The organism is Streptomyces sp. NPDC002206 (genome assembly GCF_053593595.1).
This window is the reverse complement of record NZ_JBSFCW010000005.1, coordinates 327,977-342,363: the sequence shown is the minus strand read 5'-3', so window position 1 is coordinate 342,363 and position 14,387 is coordinate 327,977. Positions and strand designations below refer to the sequence as shown.

Sequence of the window (14,387 nt, the reverse complement as noted above, 5' to 3'; positions counted from 1 at the left end):
TCTTCCCGGCCCATCGTCGTTACAGTGAAGAACATGAGTTCTCCCCTCCGCTTCGACCGCGGTCACACCGACGACCTGATGGCCTTCCTGATGGCCAGCCCCTCCCCGTACCACGCCGTGGCCACCGCCGCGGCGCGGCTGGAGAAGGCCGGCTTCCGGCAGGTCGAGGAGACCGCGGCCTGGGACGCGTCCACCGGTGGGAAGTACGTGCTGCGCGGCGGGGCGATCATCGCCTGGTACGTGCCGGAGGGCGCCGGGGCGCACACCCCGTTCCGGATCGCCGGGGCGCACACCGACTCGCCGAATCTGCGGGTGAAGCCGCTGCCCGACACGGGGTCGTACGGCTGGCGGCAGATCGCCGTCGAGGTGTACGGCGGCACACTGCTCAACACCTGGCTGGACCGGGACCTCGGTCTCGCGGGCCGGATCAGCCTGCGCGACGGCACGCACCGGCTGGTCAACATCGACCGGCCGCTGCTGCGCGTGCCTCAACTGGCCGTGCATCTGGACCGGTCGGCCAACACCGACGGTCTCAAGCTCGACCGGCAGAAGCACATGCAGCCGATCTGGGGGCTCGGGGACGTCGAGGAGGGCGGCCTGATCCGGTTCGTCGCCGAGGAGGCGGGCGTCGACGCCGAAGACGTGACCGGTTGGGACCTGATGCCGCACGCCGTGGAGCCGCCGGCCTACCTGGGCCGGGACCGCGAACTGCTGGCCGGGCCGCGGATGGACAACCTGCTCTCCGTGCACGCGGCGACGGCCGCACTCGCCGCCGTCGCCGGACAGCCGGACGACGAGATTCCGTACATCCCGGTGCTGGCCGCGTTCGACCACGAGGAGAACGGTTCGCAGTCGGACACCGGCGCGGACGGACCGCTGCTCGGCACGGTGCTGGAGCGCTCCGTCTTCGCCCGCGGCGGCACGTACGAGGACCGTGCCCGGGCCTTCGCGGGGACCGTCTGTCTCTCCTCCGACACCGGTCACGCGATCCACCCCAACTACGGCGAGCGCCACGACCCGACACACCACCCGGTGGCGAACGGCGGGCCGATCCTCAAGGTCAACGTCAACATGCGGTACGCGACGGACGGCAGCGGCCGGGCCGTGTTCGCGGCGGCGTGCGAGAAGGCGGGCGTGCCGTGGCAGACGTTCGTCTCCAACAACTCGATGCCGTGCGGCACGACGATCGGTCCGATCACGGCGGCCCGGCACGGCATCCAGACCGTGGACATCGGCGTCGCGATCCTGTCGATGCACAGTGCGCGTGAGCTGTGCGGCGCGGACGACCCCTATCTGCTGGCGAACGCGCTGGCGGCGTTCCTGGCGGGCTGATCCGCCTTCCGCACACGGTTGTTGCCGGGCCGGCCCTTCCGTCGGGGCCTGCCCGTGCACCGGCGGCCGGGCCGGTCGCCGAGTCGGGTGCGCCGGGCGGGTGGGTGGACCGGACCGGCACCTTCGCGGGCCGATCCGCCTTCCACACATGGTTGTCGCCGGGCCGGGTACGCGATCCGTGCACGGTCCGGAGCCTCCGGACCGCCGAGGAGGCGTGACCCATGGGACTCGGAGGATTTATCATCCTCATCGCCGTCGGGGCGATACTCACCTTCGCCACCGACTGGCAGATGGACACCGTCAATGTCGACCTGGTCGGCTGGATCATGATGATCGTCGGCATCATCGGAGTCATCGTCTACGCGAGCATCGCGCGGCGCCGCCGGATGGTCGTACCGCCCAGCACCACGGTCGTGGCCGAGGACGAGCGCCGCGGAATCTGAACCGACTTCCGGCCTCTTTGCTGTTGCGGCGCAGCTCACAGCGGTTCGGCGGGGCCCCGGGCGGTGATCTCAGTTCTTTGCCCGGAGGAAGAGTGACAGTGAAGTTCCACCTGCTCGGTGCGATGTCCGTAGCCACCGAGTCCGGTGATCTGTCACTCGGCCCCGCCGAGCGCCGCAGTCTGCTCGCCGCACTGCTCCTGAACCCCAACGCCCCCGTCCCCATGAGCCACTTGGTGGACGCCCTGCGGGAGGACGAACCACCGGCCCGCGAAGTGCGCGACGGGCTACTGGACGCCTGAGCTCCGCAACGGCGCCGACGACTTCTGAGCCCGTCGGCCCGTCAGGCCTGCTCGTCCATTCCGGCGAGCACCAGCGGCAGCCGCGACGTCCCCTGCGCACTCAAGCGGACGGGGACGCCCCAGTCCTGCTGGTGGACGTGGCAGGCCGGGTACTCGTTCTCCGGGTCGTCGTCACAGGACGCCGCCATCGCGGACACATGCAGGACGCCTTCGGTGACGCCGTCGGCCAGGACCAGGTCGCGGAAGAGATCGGTGCCGGGGCCGGCGCCCTCCGCCAGCAGCTCGGGCGGGGTCGACGAGACCAGCAGCCGGGTCGAGGGACCGTACCGGGTGTCCAGCTTCTGACCGGCGGGCGCCTGGAAGACCACGTCCAGCCGGAGCGTGCCGGGGGCGATCTCGGTGGCCGCGCGCTGGGTACGGTGCGCCTGGTCGGCGACGCGTACGGCCTCCTCGGGCAGCCGCAGCCGGGTCAGCCGGTGCCGGGCGGACTCGACGACGACGAGATCGCCGTCGACCAGCACGGCATCGCTCGGCTCGCGCAGATCCGTGGCCAGCGTGGTGACCTCGCGGGTGGCGGGGTCGTAACGGCGCAGGGCGTGGTTGTACGTGTCGCTGACGGCGACGGACCCATCGGGCAGTGCGGTCACGCCCAGCGGGTGCTGGAAGAGCGCCTGGTCGGCGGCGCCGTCGCGGTGACCGAAATCGAAGAGGCCGGTGCCGACGGCCGTGTGCACGGTCCCGTCCCGGTCCACGTACCGCAGCGCGGACGTCTCCGAGTCGGCGACCCAGAGCCGGTCGCCATCGGCCGAGGCGGCAAGCCCGGACGGCTGGGCGAACCAGGCCTCGTCGGCCGGACCGTCGACAAGTCCTTCGTTGGTCGTGCCCGCGGCGACCTGCACGGTGCCGGACTCCGGGTCGTACGACCACAGCTGGTGGACGCCGGCCATGGCGATCCACAGCCGGTCGGCGAACCAGGCGACGTCCCACGGGGAGGAGAGGTCGACCTCTCGCGCCGGGCCGGACGTCGGGGAGCCCTGCCACCACTGGTGGCCGGTGCCCGCGAGGGTCGTCGTCACCCCGGTCGTGAGGTCGAGGGCGCGGATGGCGTGGTTGACGGTGTCGGCGACGGCGATCCGGCCGTCGGGCAGCACGGCGAGCCCCTGCGGCTCACTGAACCGGACCTCGCCGGGCCCGCCGTCCGCGAGCCCGCGGTCCCCCGTGCCGAAGTGACGGCGGACCGTCTCACCGTCCCGTTCGATCTCGACGAGGCGATGCCGGGTGGTGTCGGAGACGAGGAAGCCGCCGTCCGGCAGCAGCAGGGCCTTGCCGGGAAAGCGCAGATGCGTGGCGACGGGCTCGGGCGCCACGTACGGGCCGTCGCCGCGGCGCAGCGTGCCCTTCGCGGCGTGCTCGGCCTCCAGCTCCTCGACGAGCTGCTCGATGGCGTGCGCATGGCCCTCGCCGGCGTGCTGGGCGACGACATAGCCCTCGGGGTCGATGACGACGAGCGTCGGCCAGGCGCGTACGGCGTACTGCTTCCAGGTGGCGAGCTCGGGGTCGTCGAGGACGGGGTGGTGGACCTCGTACCGCTCGACGGCGTCGACGACGGCCTGGTGCTCGGCCTCGTGGACGAACTTCGGCGAATGGACACCGATGATCACCACGGTGTCGCGGTGCTTCTCCTCCAGTTCGCGCAGCTCATCGAGGACATGCAGACAGTTCACACAGCAGAACGTCCAAAAATCCAGAATGACGATGCGTCCTCGCAGGTCAGCGAGAGTGTATTGCTGGTCGCCGGTATTGAGCCAGCCACCCTTGCCGATCAGCTCGGGGGCCCTGACGCGCGTACGTGTTGCCATGTGAACAGTCAACATCACCGCAGTGCGGCCGCATTCCGGAGGGTCTCAGGCAGGGCTGAGGCCCCACACGTTGGAGAGTCCCACCGGGACGTTTCACGTGAAACCTGGCCCCGCCCGACGCTGGGGCGAGGCCCGGCCCGACGGATACGTCAGCGGATACCCGGCGGTGGTGCGATCTCCGGTCCGACCGATGCGTCAGCGGCCGCTCGACGGCGGGGCAAGTCCCAGCCGTCGGTCCTTGAGCGCCGGGAACTGCTCCCGCGTGGCGGCGACCCCGGCCGGGTCGAACTCCACGGTGAGCACCTCCTCGTCCGAGCCCGCCTCGGCGAGCACCTCGCCCCACGGGTCGACGGCGATGCTGTGCCCGGCCTGCTCGACCCCGGCGTGGGTGCCCGCGGTGCCGACGGCCAGGACGTACGCCTGGTTCTCGACGGCGCGCGCCTGGGCCAGCAGCGTCCAGTGGGCGCGGCGCCGCTCCGGCCAGCCCGCCGGGACGACGAGCGTCTGCGCGCCCGCGTCGACGAGGCCGCGGAACAGCTCGGGGAAGCGCAGGTCGTAGCAGGTGGCCAGGCCGAGCGTGGTCTGCGGCAGGGCGACCGTCACGAGGTCCTCGCCGGCGCCCATCATCACCGCCTCGCCCTTGTCGAAGCCGAATCGGTGGATCTTGCGGTAGGCGGCTGCCCGCTCGCCCTCCGGGGTGAAGACCAGCGAGGTGTTGTAGAGCGTGCCGTCGTCGGCGCGCTCCACGAAGGAGCCGGCGTGCAGCCAGACTCCGGCGTCGGCCGCGGCCTTCGCCATAAGGTCATGGGTGGGCCCGCGGAGCGGTTCGGCCTCATCGGCGAAGGCGGTGTACGCGAACGCGCCGACCGGCCAGAGTTCGGGGAGGACCACCAGATCGGCGCCACGTTGGTCCGCGACCAACGACGCCACGCGATCCCTGCGGGAATTGACGGATTCGTCCGGGTCTACTGCGATCTGGATGAGGGAGGCGCGCACACTACCACCGTCCTGGCATTCGAGCCGTCAACACAGGCCTACGATCGTCACACGAAAGCACTGCCGGGGTGCCTGCTCGCAGCGTAACTTAGCGACCGAGCCTCCCACGCAGCCCGCAGCCGCCGCCCGCCGACCGCGCCCAGCAGTCCAGCCCATGCACCGAAGAACCGCACGAGGGGTCCCGTGACCGTCCATCCCAGCCTCCAGACCTACGCCGATGCCTGGACCCACTCCGTCGAGTCGATAGCCGAGCTGGTGAAGCCGCTCGCCGAGGGGGAGTGGAACGGCCGTACACCGTGCCCCGGTTGGTCGGTGCGCGACATCGTCTCGCACGTCATCGGCATGGAGTGCGAGCAGCTCGGCGATCCGCGGCCGATCCACACGCTGCCGCGCGATCTCTATCACGTACAGAGCGACTTCACCCGCTACATGGAGATGCAGGTCGATGTGCGGCGCCACCACACCGCACCCGAGATGACCTCCGAGCTGGAGTACACGATCATCCGCCGCTCCCGTCAGCTGCGGAACGAGTCGCGTGACCCGGAGACCATGACCCGCGCGCCGCTCGGCACCGAGCAGACCCTGGAACTGGCGCTGCGGATGCGGGCCTTCGACGTCTGGGTGCACGAGCAGGATTTGCGGACGACGCTGGGCAGGCCCGGCAACCTGGACTCCCCCGGAGCCACCATCGCCCGGGACACGCTGCTCGCCGCGCTGCCGAAGGTGGTCGCCAAGGACGCGGGCGCGCCGCCCAACTCGGCGGTCGTGCTCGATGTGCACGGGCCGGTGGAGTTCCTGCGGACGGTCAGGGTCGACGCGGACGGCCATGGTTCGGTGGACGGTTCGCCTTCGCTGGGGCCCGCGGTGACGCTGTCGATGGACTGGGAGACCTACGTCCGGCTGGCCTGCGGCCGGGTCCGCCCGGCGGCGGTCGCGGACCGGATCAAGGTCGAGGGCGACCAGGAGCTGGCGACGGCGATCCTGCAGAACTTTGCCGTGACCCCGTAACGGCACGGTCGGCGGCGCCCGTCTTTCGTGAAGTGAAGAGACGGGCGCGCCGCCGAGCCGGCTGCCGCAGGGGTCACGCGGGTACGTGCACGGCCTCCACGCGGCTGATCACATGGTGGTTCCGCTCCCGCAGCGTGGCGCGGGCGTGCAGCCGCAGAATCTGGACGACCCCGAGCGCCTCCAGCACGAAGACGGAGGCGAAGGCGATGCGGTAGTTGTCGCCCGTCGCGTCGAGCAGCACACCGACGGCGAACAGGGTGGTCATCGAGGCGGTGAAGCCGCCCATGTTGACGATCCCCGACGCGGTGCCCTGCCGCTCCGGCGGGTTGGCCGGGCGCGCGAAGTCGAAGCCGATCATCGAGGCGGGACCGCAGGCGCCGAGCACCGCGCAGAGCGTGGTCAGCAGCCACATCGGCGCATGGTCGCCCGGGTACAGGATGGCCGACGCCCACAGGGCGGCGGTCAACGCGACCGTGCCGAGGGCCAGCGGGGCCCGCGCGGCATGGTGGCGGGCGATGACCTGCCCGTAGACGAGGCCGACGGCCATGTTGGAGAGCACCACCAGGGTGAGCAGCTCACCGGCGGTGGACCTGCTCAGCCCCTGCGCCTCCACCAGGAACGGCATCCCCCACAGCAGCAGGAACACCATGGCCGGGAACTGCGTGGTGAAGTGCACCCACATCCCGAGCCGGGTACCGGGCTCCCGCCAGGAGGCGGCGATCTGCTTGCGCACATATGCCGCGCCGGCGTGCTCGACGGGTGGCGGCTCGTGCCCCTCGGGGTGGTCCTTCAGGAAGAGGAGCAGCAGCACCAGCACCACGACCCCGGCGACCGCGCTGCCCGCGAACGTGGCAGTCCAGCCGAAGCCGTGGAGGGCGCGGGCGATGAAGAGCGTCGAGACGAGGTTGCCCGCCATGCCGAAGAGCGCGGCGATCTGGCCGATCAGCGGCCCGCGCCGGGCCGGGAACCAGCGGGCGCCGAGCCGCAGCACACTGATGAACGTCATCGCGTCGCCGCAGCCGAGCAGCGCGCGGGAGGCCAGCGCCGTGGCGTACGACGGGGAGAGCGCGAAGCCGAGCTGCCCGACGGTGAACAGGACGACCCCGATGGTGAGGACCTTCTTGGTGCCGAGCCGGTCGACCATCAGGCCGACAGGTATCTGCATGCCCGCGTAGACGAGCAGCTGAAGGATGGAGAACGTCGACAGGGCGGAGGCGTTGACGCCGAACCGGTCGGCGGCGTCCAGGCCGGCGACCCCGAGGCTCGTACGGAAGATGATCGCGACGAAGTAGACGGCGACACCGATGCCCCAGACCCGGGCGGCGCGCCGGCCGCCGGGCGGATCACCGGGCAGGGACAGGCTGGGAGCGGCGGCAGAACTCACCGGTCCTCACCCCGGACCAGCACCTTGACCCGGCTGACGTGGCGCCGCACGACCTGTGCGGCACCGTCCGCGTCACCGGCCCTGATCGCGTCCAGCAGCTCGCCGTGTTCGGTGATGTTGGCGGCGATCCTGCCGGGATGCGCCTCCATCACTGCGACGCCCATCCGCAGCTGCCGGTCGCGCAGCTGGTCGTAGAGGCGCGACAGGATCTCGTTGCCCGCGTGGCGCACGATCTCGGCGTGGAAGCAGCGGTCCGCGACCGAGACGGCTGCGAGATCCCCGGCCGCAACGTGCTGCCGCTGCTCGTCGAGCAGCTCCTCCAGCCGGGAGATCAGCTTCGCCGAAGCAGGCACGGCCTTGCGGGCGGCGAACTCCTCGACCAGCAGCCGGGTCTCCACCACGTCCGCGATCTCCTGCGCGGAGACGGCGAGCACCAACGCCCCCTTCTTCGGGTAGAGCTTGATCAGCCCTTCGACCTCCAGTCGCAGCAGCGCCTCGCGCACCGGGGTACGGGAGACGCCGACGGCCTCCGCCAGGTCCCCTTCCGTGAGCAGCGTCCCGCCCTCGTACCGGCGGTCGAGAACCGCCTGCTTGATGTGGGTGTAGACGCGCTCGGCGGCGGGCGGTTGCTTGACGGGCGGGCGGGTCACGGCAGGGGGTGCGGCAGGCATGCACACAGCATAGATACAACATGCGTGCGCGCCGGGACCCTGTCCGGGATCCGGACGGTAAAGCCCCGGAAATTACCTCGGGAATCGGCACATCCTTCTGCTCGCCTCATGAGTCTCACCACCGAGCGGCACCCTCATGTAGCCGCATTCCAGGGGCATTTGGAGCGTTCAAGTTGAAAATCGGCATTAAGGGCATACACCGCATTTCTGCCACTACCGCTGTGGCTCTCACCGCGGGTGCTGTCATCGCGGGCAGCGCGTTCGCCTCCACGGCACAGGCCGCCACACTGCCGACGCCCACGATCGTCGCCGCGGGCGGCTACGTGATGAACAACGGCACGGGGACGACCCTCTTCACCAAGGCCGCGGACACCCGTCGCTCGACCGGCTCCACCACCAAGATCATGACCGCCAAGGTGGTCCTGTCGCAGACGAATCTCAACCTGGATTCCAAGGTCACGATCCAGCAGGCGTACAGCGACTACATCGTCGCCAAGAACGCCTCCTCGGCCCGTCTGATCGTGGGCGACAAGGTCACCGTCCGCCAGCTCCTCTACGGTCTGATGCTGCCGTCCGGCTGCGACGCCGCGTACGCGCTGGCCGACAAGTTCGGCTCCGGCACCACCCGCGCGGCCCGCGTGAAGTCGTTCATCGGCAAGATGAACAGCGCCGCCACAGCCCTCGGCCTGAAGAACACGCACTTCGACTCGTTCGACGGCATAGGGAATGGCTCGAACTACTCGACGCCGCGCGACCTGACGAAGATCGCCAGCAGTGCGATGAAGAACACCACGTTCCGCACGGTCGTGAAGACACAGTCGACGACGCAGAAGGTCACCACGAAGAGCGGTGGCTACCGCTACATGTCGTGGACCAACACCAACAAGCTGCTCGGCAGCTACAGCGGCGCGATCGGCGTGAAGACCGGTTCCGGCCCGGAGGCCAAGTACTGCCTGGTCTTCGCCGCGACCCGCAACAGCAAGACGGTCATCGGCACCGTCCTCGCCTCCACCTCCGAGACGAACCGGACGGCGGACGCGAAGAAGCTCATGGACTACGGCTTCAGCAAGTAGTCCTGCGGCACGGAGGAGGGGCCCTGCGCTGCAGGGCCCCTCTTGCTGTACCTACGGCCGGCGCAGGTCGGCCTGGAAGGCGTCCCACGCGGTGGGGGCGATGATCAGGACGGGTCCGGTGGGGCGCTTGAAGTCGCGGACGGCGGCGGTGTCGGGGATGTTGCGAGCAACCTCGACGCAGGAGCCGTTGCCCACGGCGAGGGCTCGGGCGTAATCAGGCGTCTGAAGCAGGCCGGGAACGATGGAAAGCTGCCAGGCACGCAGACCGGTGGCGATGTCCTCCAAGGCCACGTACTCCACCATCGACTGCACGGCTGTCTGCGTGACCGACTCTTCCGGGTCCACCTGATCCTCACGGCCGCCGCCCTCCGTATCGAGGCGAGCGATCCGCGCGGCGAACGGCTGGCGGGCCTGCGCGTGGCCACCGCCAACGAGAGGTACGGACGCGGGCTGCTGATCGTCGCCCAACTCGCCGACCACCGGGGCGTCGAACCCCGCACGATCGGCAAGATCGTCTTCGCCGAACTCGCCCTGGCGCCACCGTCCGGGCAGACGACGGTGGGCCTACGCGTCGAGACGCGCAGGCCCACCGGTGGTGCGGGATCGAAGGCCATCAGGCCCAGGTGATCAGCCTCTTGGGCTGCTCCAGGATCGCGGCGACATCCGCCAGCACCTTGGAGCCCAGCTCGCCGTCGACCAGTCGGTGGTCGAACGACAGTGCCAGCGTGGTGACCTGGCGGGGCTTCACCTTGCCCTTGTGGACCCACGGCTGCAGCTTGATCGCACCGATCGCAAGGATCGCGGACTCGCCCGGGTTCAGGATCGGCGTACCCGTGTCGACACCGAAGACGCCGACGTTGGTGATCGTCACCGTGCCGCCCGCCATGGCGGCGGGGGACGTCTTGCCCTCGCGCGCCGTGGTGACCAGCTCGCCCAGCGCCGCGGCGAGCTGGGGCAGGGTCTTGTCGTGCGCGTCCTTGATGTTCGGCACGATCAGACCGCGCGGAGTGGCGGCCGCGATGCCCAGGTTCACGTAGTGCTTCTGCACGATCTCCTGGTTGGCCTCGTCCCAGGCGGCGTTGACCTCCGGGTTCCGCTTGATCGCGACCAGGAGCGCCTTGGCAATGATCAGGAGCGGGTTGACCCGGACCCCCGCCATGTCCTTGTCTTCCTTGAGCTCCGCCACGAGCTTCATCGTGCGCGTGACGTCGACCGTCACGAACTCGGTGACATGCGGCGCCGTGAACGCGCTCCCGACCATCGCCTGCGCGATGGCCTTCCGTACGCCCTTGACCGGGATACGGGTCTCCCGGGCGCCCGGGACGGGGGCTGCGGCAACGGGCACCGCAACAGCCTCGGGTGCCGCGGCCGGGGCGGCGGGTGCGGCTGCCGGCTCCGGTACGGGCGTGGCCGCCGCGTGCACGTCCTCGCGGGTGATGATCCCGCCCGGACCGGTCGGGGTGACCGTCGCCAGATCGATGCCCAGGTCCTTCGCCAGCTTGCGCACCGGCGGCTTGGCGAGCGGGCGGCTCTCCGGGACGACGGTGGAGGCGGGGGCGGGGACGGCGGTGGCCGTGGTGTGGCCGTTCAGCTCGCCCTGGATCGCGGCAGCCGCGGCAGCCGGCGGCTCGGTTCCCTTGCGGGCGCGCCGCTTGGTGGAGGACTCGGCCACGCCGTAGCCCACCAGCACGGGCTGGCGGCCCTTCGGTGCCTCCGGTTCCGCAGCCGGTTCCGGTTCGGCCACGGCCGGAGCCGCCGGCTCCGCCGCTGCTTCGCCGCCGCCGGGCACCACGTCCACCGCGATGATCACCTGACCGACGTCGACGGTCGTGCCCTCGGGGAAGCGCAGCTCGTGCACCACCCCGTCGAACGGGATCGGCAGCTCCACGGCCGCCTTGGCGGTCTCGACCTCGCACACGACCTGGCCGTCGGTGACGGTGTCGCCCGGCTGGACGTACCACTTGAGGATCTCGGCCTCGGTCAGTCCCTCGCCCACATCGGGCATCTTGAACTCACGGAAGCGAGCAGACGTTTCGGTCATCGTCGTCACGAACCTTCTCCTCAGTACGCCAGCGAGCGGTCGACGGCGTCGAGCACGCGGTCCAGGCCCGGCAGGTACTCGTCCTCGAGGCGCGCCGGCGGATACGGGGCGTGGTAGCCACCGACCCGGAGCACCGGTGCTTCGAGATGGTAGAAGCAGCGCTCCGTGATGCGGGCGGCGATCTCGGCCCCGGAGCCGTAGAACACCGGCGCCTCGTGGACCACGACCAGCCGGCCGGTCTTCTCGACCGACGCCTGGACGGCGTCGAAGTCGATCGGGGACATCGACCGCAGGTCCAGGACCTCGATGGACTTGCCCTCCTCCTGGGCGGCCGCGGCCGCTTCGAGGCAGACCTTCACCATCGGACCGTACGCGACGAGGGTGAGGTCCGAGCCCTCCCGTACCGTCGCGGCCTTGTGCAGCGGTCCGGGGATGAGGTCGGTCTCGACGTCGCCCTTGTCCCAGTAGCGCCGCTTCGGCTCGAAGAAGATGATCGGGTCGTCACTCTGGACGGCCTGCTGCATCATCCAGTAGGCGTCCGAGGCATTGGACGGCGAGACCACCTTCAGCCCCGCGACATGCGCGAACAGGGCCTCGGGCGACTCGCTGTGGTGCTCGACGGCGCCGATGCCGCCGCCGTACGGGATCCGGACGACGACCGGCAGCTTGATCTTGCCGAGCGCGCGGGCGTGCATCTTCGCGAGCTGCGTGACGATCTGGTCGTACGCCGGGAAGACGAAGCCGTCGAACTGGATCTCCACGATCGGCCGGTAGCCGCGCAGGGCCAGACCGATCGCCGTGCCGACGATGCCGGACTCGGCGAGCGGGGTGTCGATGACCCGGTCCTCGCCGAAGTCCTTCTGGAGTCCGTCGGTGATCCGGAAGACTCCGCCCAGCTTGCCGACGTCCTCACCCATGATGAGGACCTTGGGGTCGGTGTCGAGGGCCTTGCGCAGCGACTCGTTGAGCGCCTTCGCGAGGGACATCTTCTGGGTGGCCATGACTAGTTGCCCTCCTCGGCGAACGAAGCCTGGTAGGCGGCGAACTCGGCGCGCTCCTCGTCGACGAGGGGGTTCCCGTCGGCGTAGGCGTGGTCGAAGATCGCCATCCGGTCGGGGTCGGGCATGGCCCGTACCGCTTCGCGGACCCGCTTGCCGAGGGCTTCGCTCTCCTCGTCCAGCCCGGTGAAGTACGCCTCGTCGGCGAGTTCCTGCTTCTCCAGGTACGTACGCAGCCGCAGGATCGGGTCCTTGGCCTCCCAGGAGACGCGCTCCTCGTCCGCCCGGTACTTCGTCGGGTCGTCGGAGGTGGTGTGCGCGCCCATCCGGTAGGTGAACGCCTCGACGAGGGTGGGGCCCTCGCCCCGGCGGGCCCGCTCCAGCGCCGACCTGGTGACGGCCAGGCAGGCGAGTACGTCGTTGCCGTCGACCCGGACGCCGGGGAAGCCGAAGCCCTGTGCGCGCTGGTAGAGCGGCACCCGGGTCTGCTTCTCGGTCGGCTCGGAGATCGCCCACTGGTTGTTCTGGCAGAAGAACACCACGGGCGCGTTGTAGACCGCGGAGAAGGTGAACGCCTCGGCGACGTCGCCCTGGCTGGAGGCGCCGTCACCGAAGTACGCGATCACGGCCGAGTCCGCGCCGTCCTTGGCGACGCCCATGGCGTAGCCGGTGGCGTGCAGGGTCTGCGAGCCGATGACGATCGTGTACAGGTGGAAGTTGTTGGTGTTCGGGTCCCAGCCGCCGTGGTTCACACCGCGGAACATCCCGAGCAGATTGGTCGGGTCGACCCCGCGGCACCAGGCGACGCCGTGCTCACGGTAGGTCGGGAAGACATAGTCGTCGTCGCGCAGCGCCCGGCCGGAGCCGATCTGGGCGGCCTCCTGGCCGAGCAGCGAGGCCCACAGGCCCAGCTCGCCCTGACGCTGCAGCGCGGTGGCCTCGGCGTCGAAGCGGCGGGTCAGGACCATGTCCCGGTACAGACCGCGGAGCTCGTCCGCGGTCAGGTCGATCGTGTAGTCCGGGTGCTCCACCCGCTCGCCCTCGGGCGTCAGCAGCTGTACGAGCTCGGGCTCGGAACTCTGTGGCATCTTCGCGGCGCTGGTCCGCTTGCTGCTGCGTCGCGGTTTGCGCGCGGCAGTGCTCTCCACGGTCACGTGCGTGCTCCTCCGTCGGTCCGGCCCCCGGGGTCTGCCGGGAGACCAGTGCGGCTCGCCTGTGTCCGTACCCGTGCACGGGGTGGGTGCCGCTCGGCCGGGAACAGGCGTGACAGGTGCCCCGGCGAGCGTCCTGTCAAAGGCACGTTACCCAGTGCGTCGCACAACTGTGAAACCCTATCTGACCTGCGATTTTGCTTGGATTTCCAAGTAAATCGAAAAAGTCGGGAACTTTCGCTGGTCACAGCACTGGTAACAGCCTTGCAGGCCGCCGGAACAACGGCACGTTATCCCGCCGTTCAGCGGCAGGGAAGGGGGGAGTGTGTGAGACTGCATTTGTGCGCGAAGAAGGAAAAATCACCGTATTTCTGCTGGATGACCATGAGGTCGTCCGCCGCGGAGTGCACGAATTGCTCGCGGTCGAGGACGACATCGAGGTCGTCGGCGAGGCGGGCACGGCGGCGGACGCGCTGCTCCGCATCCCCGCCACCCGGCCCGATGTGGCGGTGCTCGACGTGCGGCTGCCGGACGGCAGCGGGGTGGAGGTCTGCCGGGAGATCCGCTCCAAGGACGAGAGCATCAAATGCCTGATGCTGACCTCGTACGCCGACGACGAGGCCCTCTTCGACGCGATCATGGCGGGCGCGTCGGGATACGTGCTGAAGGCGATCCGCGGCAATGAGCTGCTGACCGCGGTACGGGACGTGGCGGCCGGAAAGTCGCTGCTCGACCCTGTGGCGACCGCGCGCGTGCTGGAGCGGCTGCGCGAGGGCAAGGTGGCCCGGGGCGACGACAAGCTGTCCGCCCTCACCGACCAGGAACGCCGCATCCTCGATCTGATCGGCGAGGGCCTGACGAACCGGGTGATCGGCGAACGGCTGCATCTCGCCGAGAAGACGATCAAGAATTATGTCTCCAGTCTGCTGTCCAAGCTGGGCATGGAGCGGCGCTCGCAGGCCGCCGCCTATGTGGCGCGGCTGCAGGCGGAGCGACGCTGAGCCGCGCGGGCGGGGCTTCGCGAGGGGATTTGCGGGTTTCGGGACCTTGGTCCCCGATCACCGGGGCCTGCGGCCTCTTTCTGCGCCCGTCGCGGTACCGGAAAGTGGACCCATGTCCTCTGCGGAACCCC

15 protein-coding genes and 1 pseudogene are annotated in these 14,387 nt (G+C 69.9%); 7 read left to right on the top strand and 9 right to left on the bottom strand.

The features are described 5' to 3' along the window. Positions 1-33: 33 nt before the first annotated feature. From ACWCP8_RS13815 to ACWCP8_RS13805, 3 genes are all read left to right on the top strand, one after another. Entirely contained in the window at positions 34-1,332 is a 1,299-nt protein-coding gene (locus tag ACWCP8_RS13815; protein WP_352263829.1) for a M18 family aminopeptidase, read from the top strand. Positions 1,333-1,553: 221 nt separating this feature from the next. Continuing rightward, entirely contained in the window at positions 1,554-1,775 is a 222-nt protein-coding gene (locus ACWCP8_RS13810; RefSeq protein WP_382829309.1) for a DUF6458 family protein, read from the top strand. Positions 1,776-1,873: 98 nt separating this feature from the next. Beyond that, a complete protein-coding gene (locus ACWCP8_RS13805) occupies positions 1,874-2,074 on the top strand; it encodes a hypothetical protein (protein WP_451116041.1) in 201 nt (66 codons plus the stop codon). Between the two features lie 41 nt (positions 2,075-2,115). On the opposite strand, the gene ACWCP8_RS13800 is transcribed toward ACWCP8_RS13805, so the two are convergent. Further along, positions 2,116-3,933 carry an NHL domain-containing thioredoxin family protein gene (locus ACWCP8_RS13800; RefSeq protein ID WP_451116039.1) on the bottom strand — a complete coding sequence of 606 codons (1,818 nt, stop codon included), beginning with the start codon at positions 3,931-3,933 and terminating at the stop codon, positions 2,116-2,118. Between the two features lie 195 nt (positions 3,934-4,128). Continuing rightward, positions 4,129-4,929, bottom strand: a complete 801-nt coding sequence (locus tag ACWCP8_RS13795) for a carbon-nitrogen family hydrolase (RefSeq protein ID WP_355999624.1) — start codon at positions 4,927-4,929, stop codon at positions 4,129-4,131. A 183-nt stretch (positions 4,930-5,112) separates the two neighbouring features. Between ACWCP8_RS13795 and ACWCP8_RS13790 the strand changes: the two genes are divergently transcribed. Beyond that, the gene (locus ACWCP8_RS13790; protein WP_451116037.1) at positions 5,113-5,937 is read left to right on the top strand and encodes a maleylpyruvate isomerase family mycothiol-dependent enzyme; all 825 of its coding nucleotides are present in this window, start codon (positions 5,113-5,115) and stop codon (positions 5,935-5,937) included. Positions 5,938-6,010: 73 nt separating this feature from the next. Here ACWCP8_RS13790 and ACWCP8_RS13785 read toward each other — a convergent pair whose 3' ends face one another. Both ACWCP8_RS13785 and ACWCP8_RS13780 read right to left on the bottom strand, forming a co-directional pair. Next, positions 6,011-7,321, bottom strand: coding sequence for an MFS transporter (locus ACWCP8_RS13785; RefSeq protein ID WP_352263837.1), 1,311 nt, complete (start codon positions 7,319-7,321; stop codon positions 6,011-6,013). Continuing rightward, positions 7,318-7,992, bottom strand: coding sequence for a GntR family transcriptional regulator (locus ACWCP8_RS13780; RefSeq protein ID WP_352263839.1), 675 nt, complete (start codon positions 7,990-7,992; stop codon positions 7,318-7,320). The genes ACWCP8_RS13785 and ACWCP8_RS13780 overlap by 4 nt, the downstream gene beginning before the upstream one ends. A 173-nt stretch (positions 7,993-8,165) precedes the next feature. Between ACWCP8_RS13780 and ACWCP8_RS13775 the strand changes: the two genes are divergently transcribed. Continuing rightward, positions 8,166-9,065, top strand: a complete 900-nt coding sequence (locus ACWCP8_RS13775) for a D-alanyl-D-alanine carboxypeptidase family protein (RefSeq protein WP_451116034.1) — start codon at positions 8,166-8,168, stop codon at positions 9,063-9,065. Between the two features lie 51 nt (positions 9,066-9,116). On the opposite strand, the gene ACWCP8_RS13770 is transcribed toward ACWCP8_RS13775, so the two are convergent. Further along, positions 9,117-9,260, bottom strand: coding sequence for a DUF397 domain-containing protein (locus ACWCP8_RS13770; RefSeq protein WP_451116083.1), 144 nt, complete (start codon positions 9,258-9,260; stop codon positions 9,117-9,119). Then, a pseudogene (locus tag ACWCP8_RS13765) lies at positions 9,246-9,377 on the bottom strand (Scr1 family TA system antitoxin-like transcriptional regulator); the annotation flags it as partial. The gene ACWCP8_RS13770 and the pseudogene ACWCP8_RS13765, both read right to left, overlap by 15 nt. A 105-nt stretch (positions 9,378-9,482) precedes the next feature. Here ACWCP8_RS13765 and ACWCP8_RS13760 point away from each other — a divergent pair. Next, positions 9,483-9,692 (top strand): hypothetical protein, encoded by a 210-nt coding sequence (locus ACWCP8_RS13760; protein WP_451116032.1) that lies wholly within the window; start codon positions 9,483-9,485, stop codon positions 9,690-9,692. On the opposite strand, the gene ACWCP8_RS13755 is transcribed toward ACWCP8_RS13760, so the two are convergent. Genes ACWCP8_RS13755 through pdhA form a run of 3 tightly spaced genes read right to left on the bottom strand, consistent with a single transcriptional unit; the run spans position 9,679 to position 13,258 of the window. Next, positions 9,679-11,115, bottom strand: a complete 1,437-nt coding sequence (locus ACWCP8_RS13755; protein ID WP_451116031.1) for a dihydrolipoamide acetyltransferase family protein — start codon at positions 11,113-11,115, stop codon at positions 9,679-9,681. The two genes, ACWCP8_RS13760 and ACWCP8_RS13755, sit on opposite strands and share 14 nt — an antisense overlap. An 11-nt stretch (positions 11,116-11,126) precedes the next feature. Further along, positions 11,127-12,107, bottom strand: a complete 981-nt coding sequence (locus tag ACWCP8_RS13750; RefSeq protein ID WP_030930280.1) for an alpha-ketoacid dehydrogenase subunit beta — start codon at positions 12,105-12,107, stop codon at positions 11,127-11,129. Positions 12,108-12,109: 2 nt separating this feature from the next. Further along, positions 12,110-13,258, bottom strand: coding sequence for a pyruvate dehydrogenase (acetyl-transferring) E1 component subunit alpha (gene pdhA, locus ACWCP8_RS13745; protein ID WP_352263847.1), 1,149 nt, complete (start codon positions 13,256-13,258; stop codon positions 12,110-12,112). A 338-nt stretch (positions 13,259-13,596) separates the two neighbouring features. On the opposite strand from pdhA, the gene ACWCP8_RS13740 reads away from it, so the two are divergent. Beyond that, positions 13,597-14,256 carry a response regulator transcription factor gene (locus ACWCP8_RS13740; RefSeq protein ID WP_352264251.1) on the top strand — a complete coding sequence of 220 codons (660 nt, stop codon included), beginning with the start codon at positions 13,597-13,599 and terminating at the stop codon, positions 14,254-14,256. Positions 14,257-14,387: the final 131 nt, after the last annotated feature.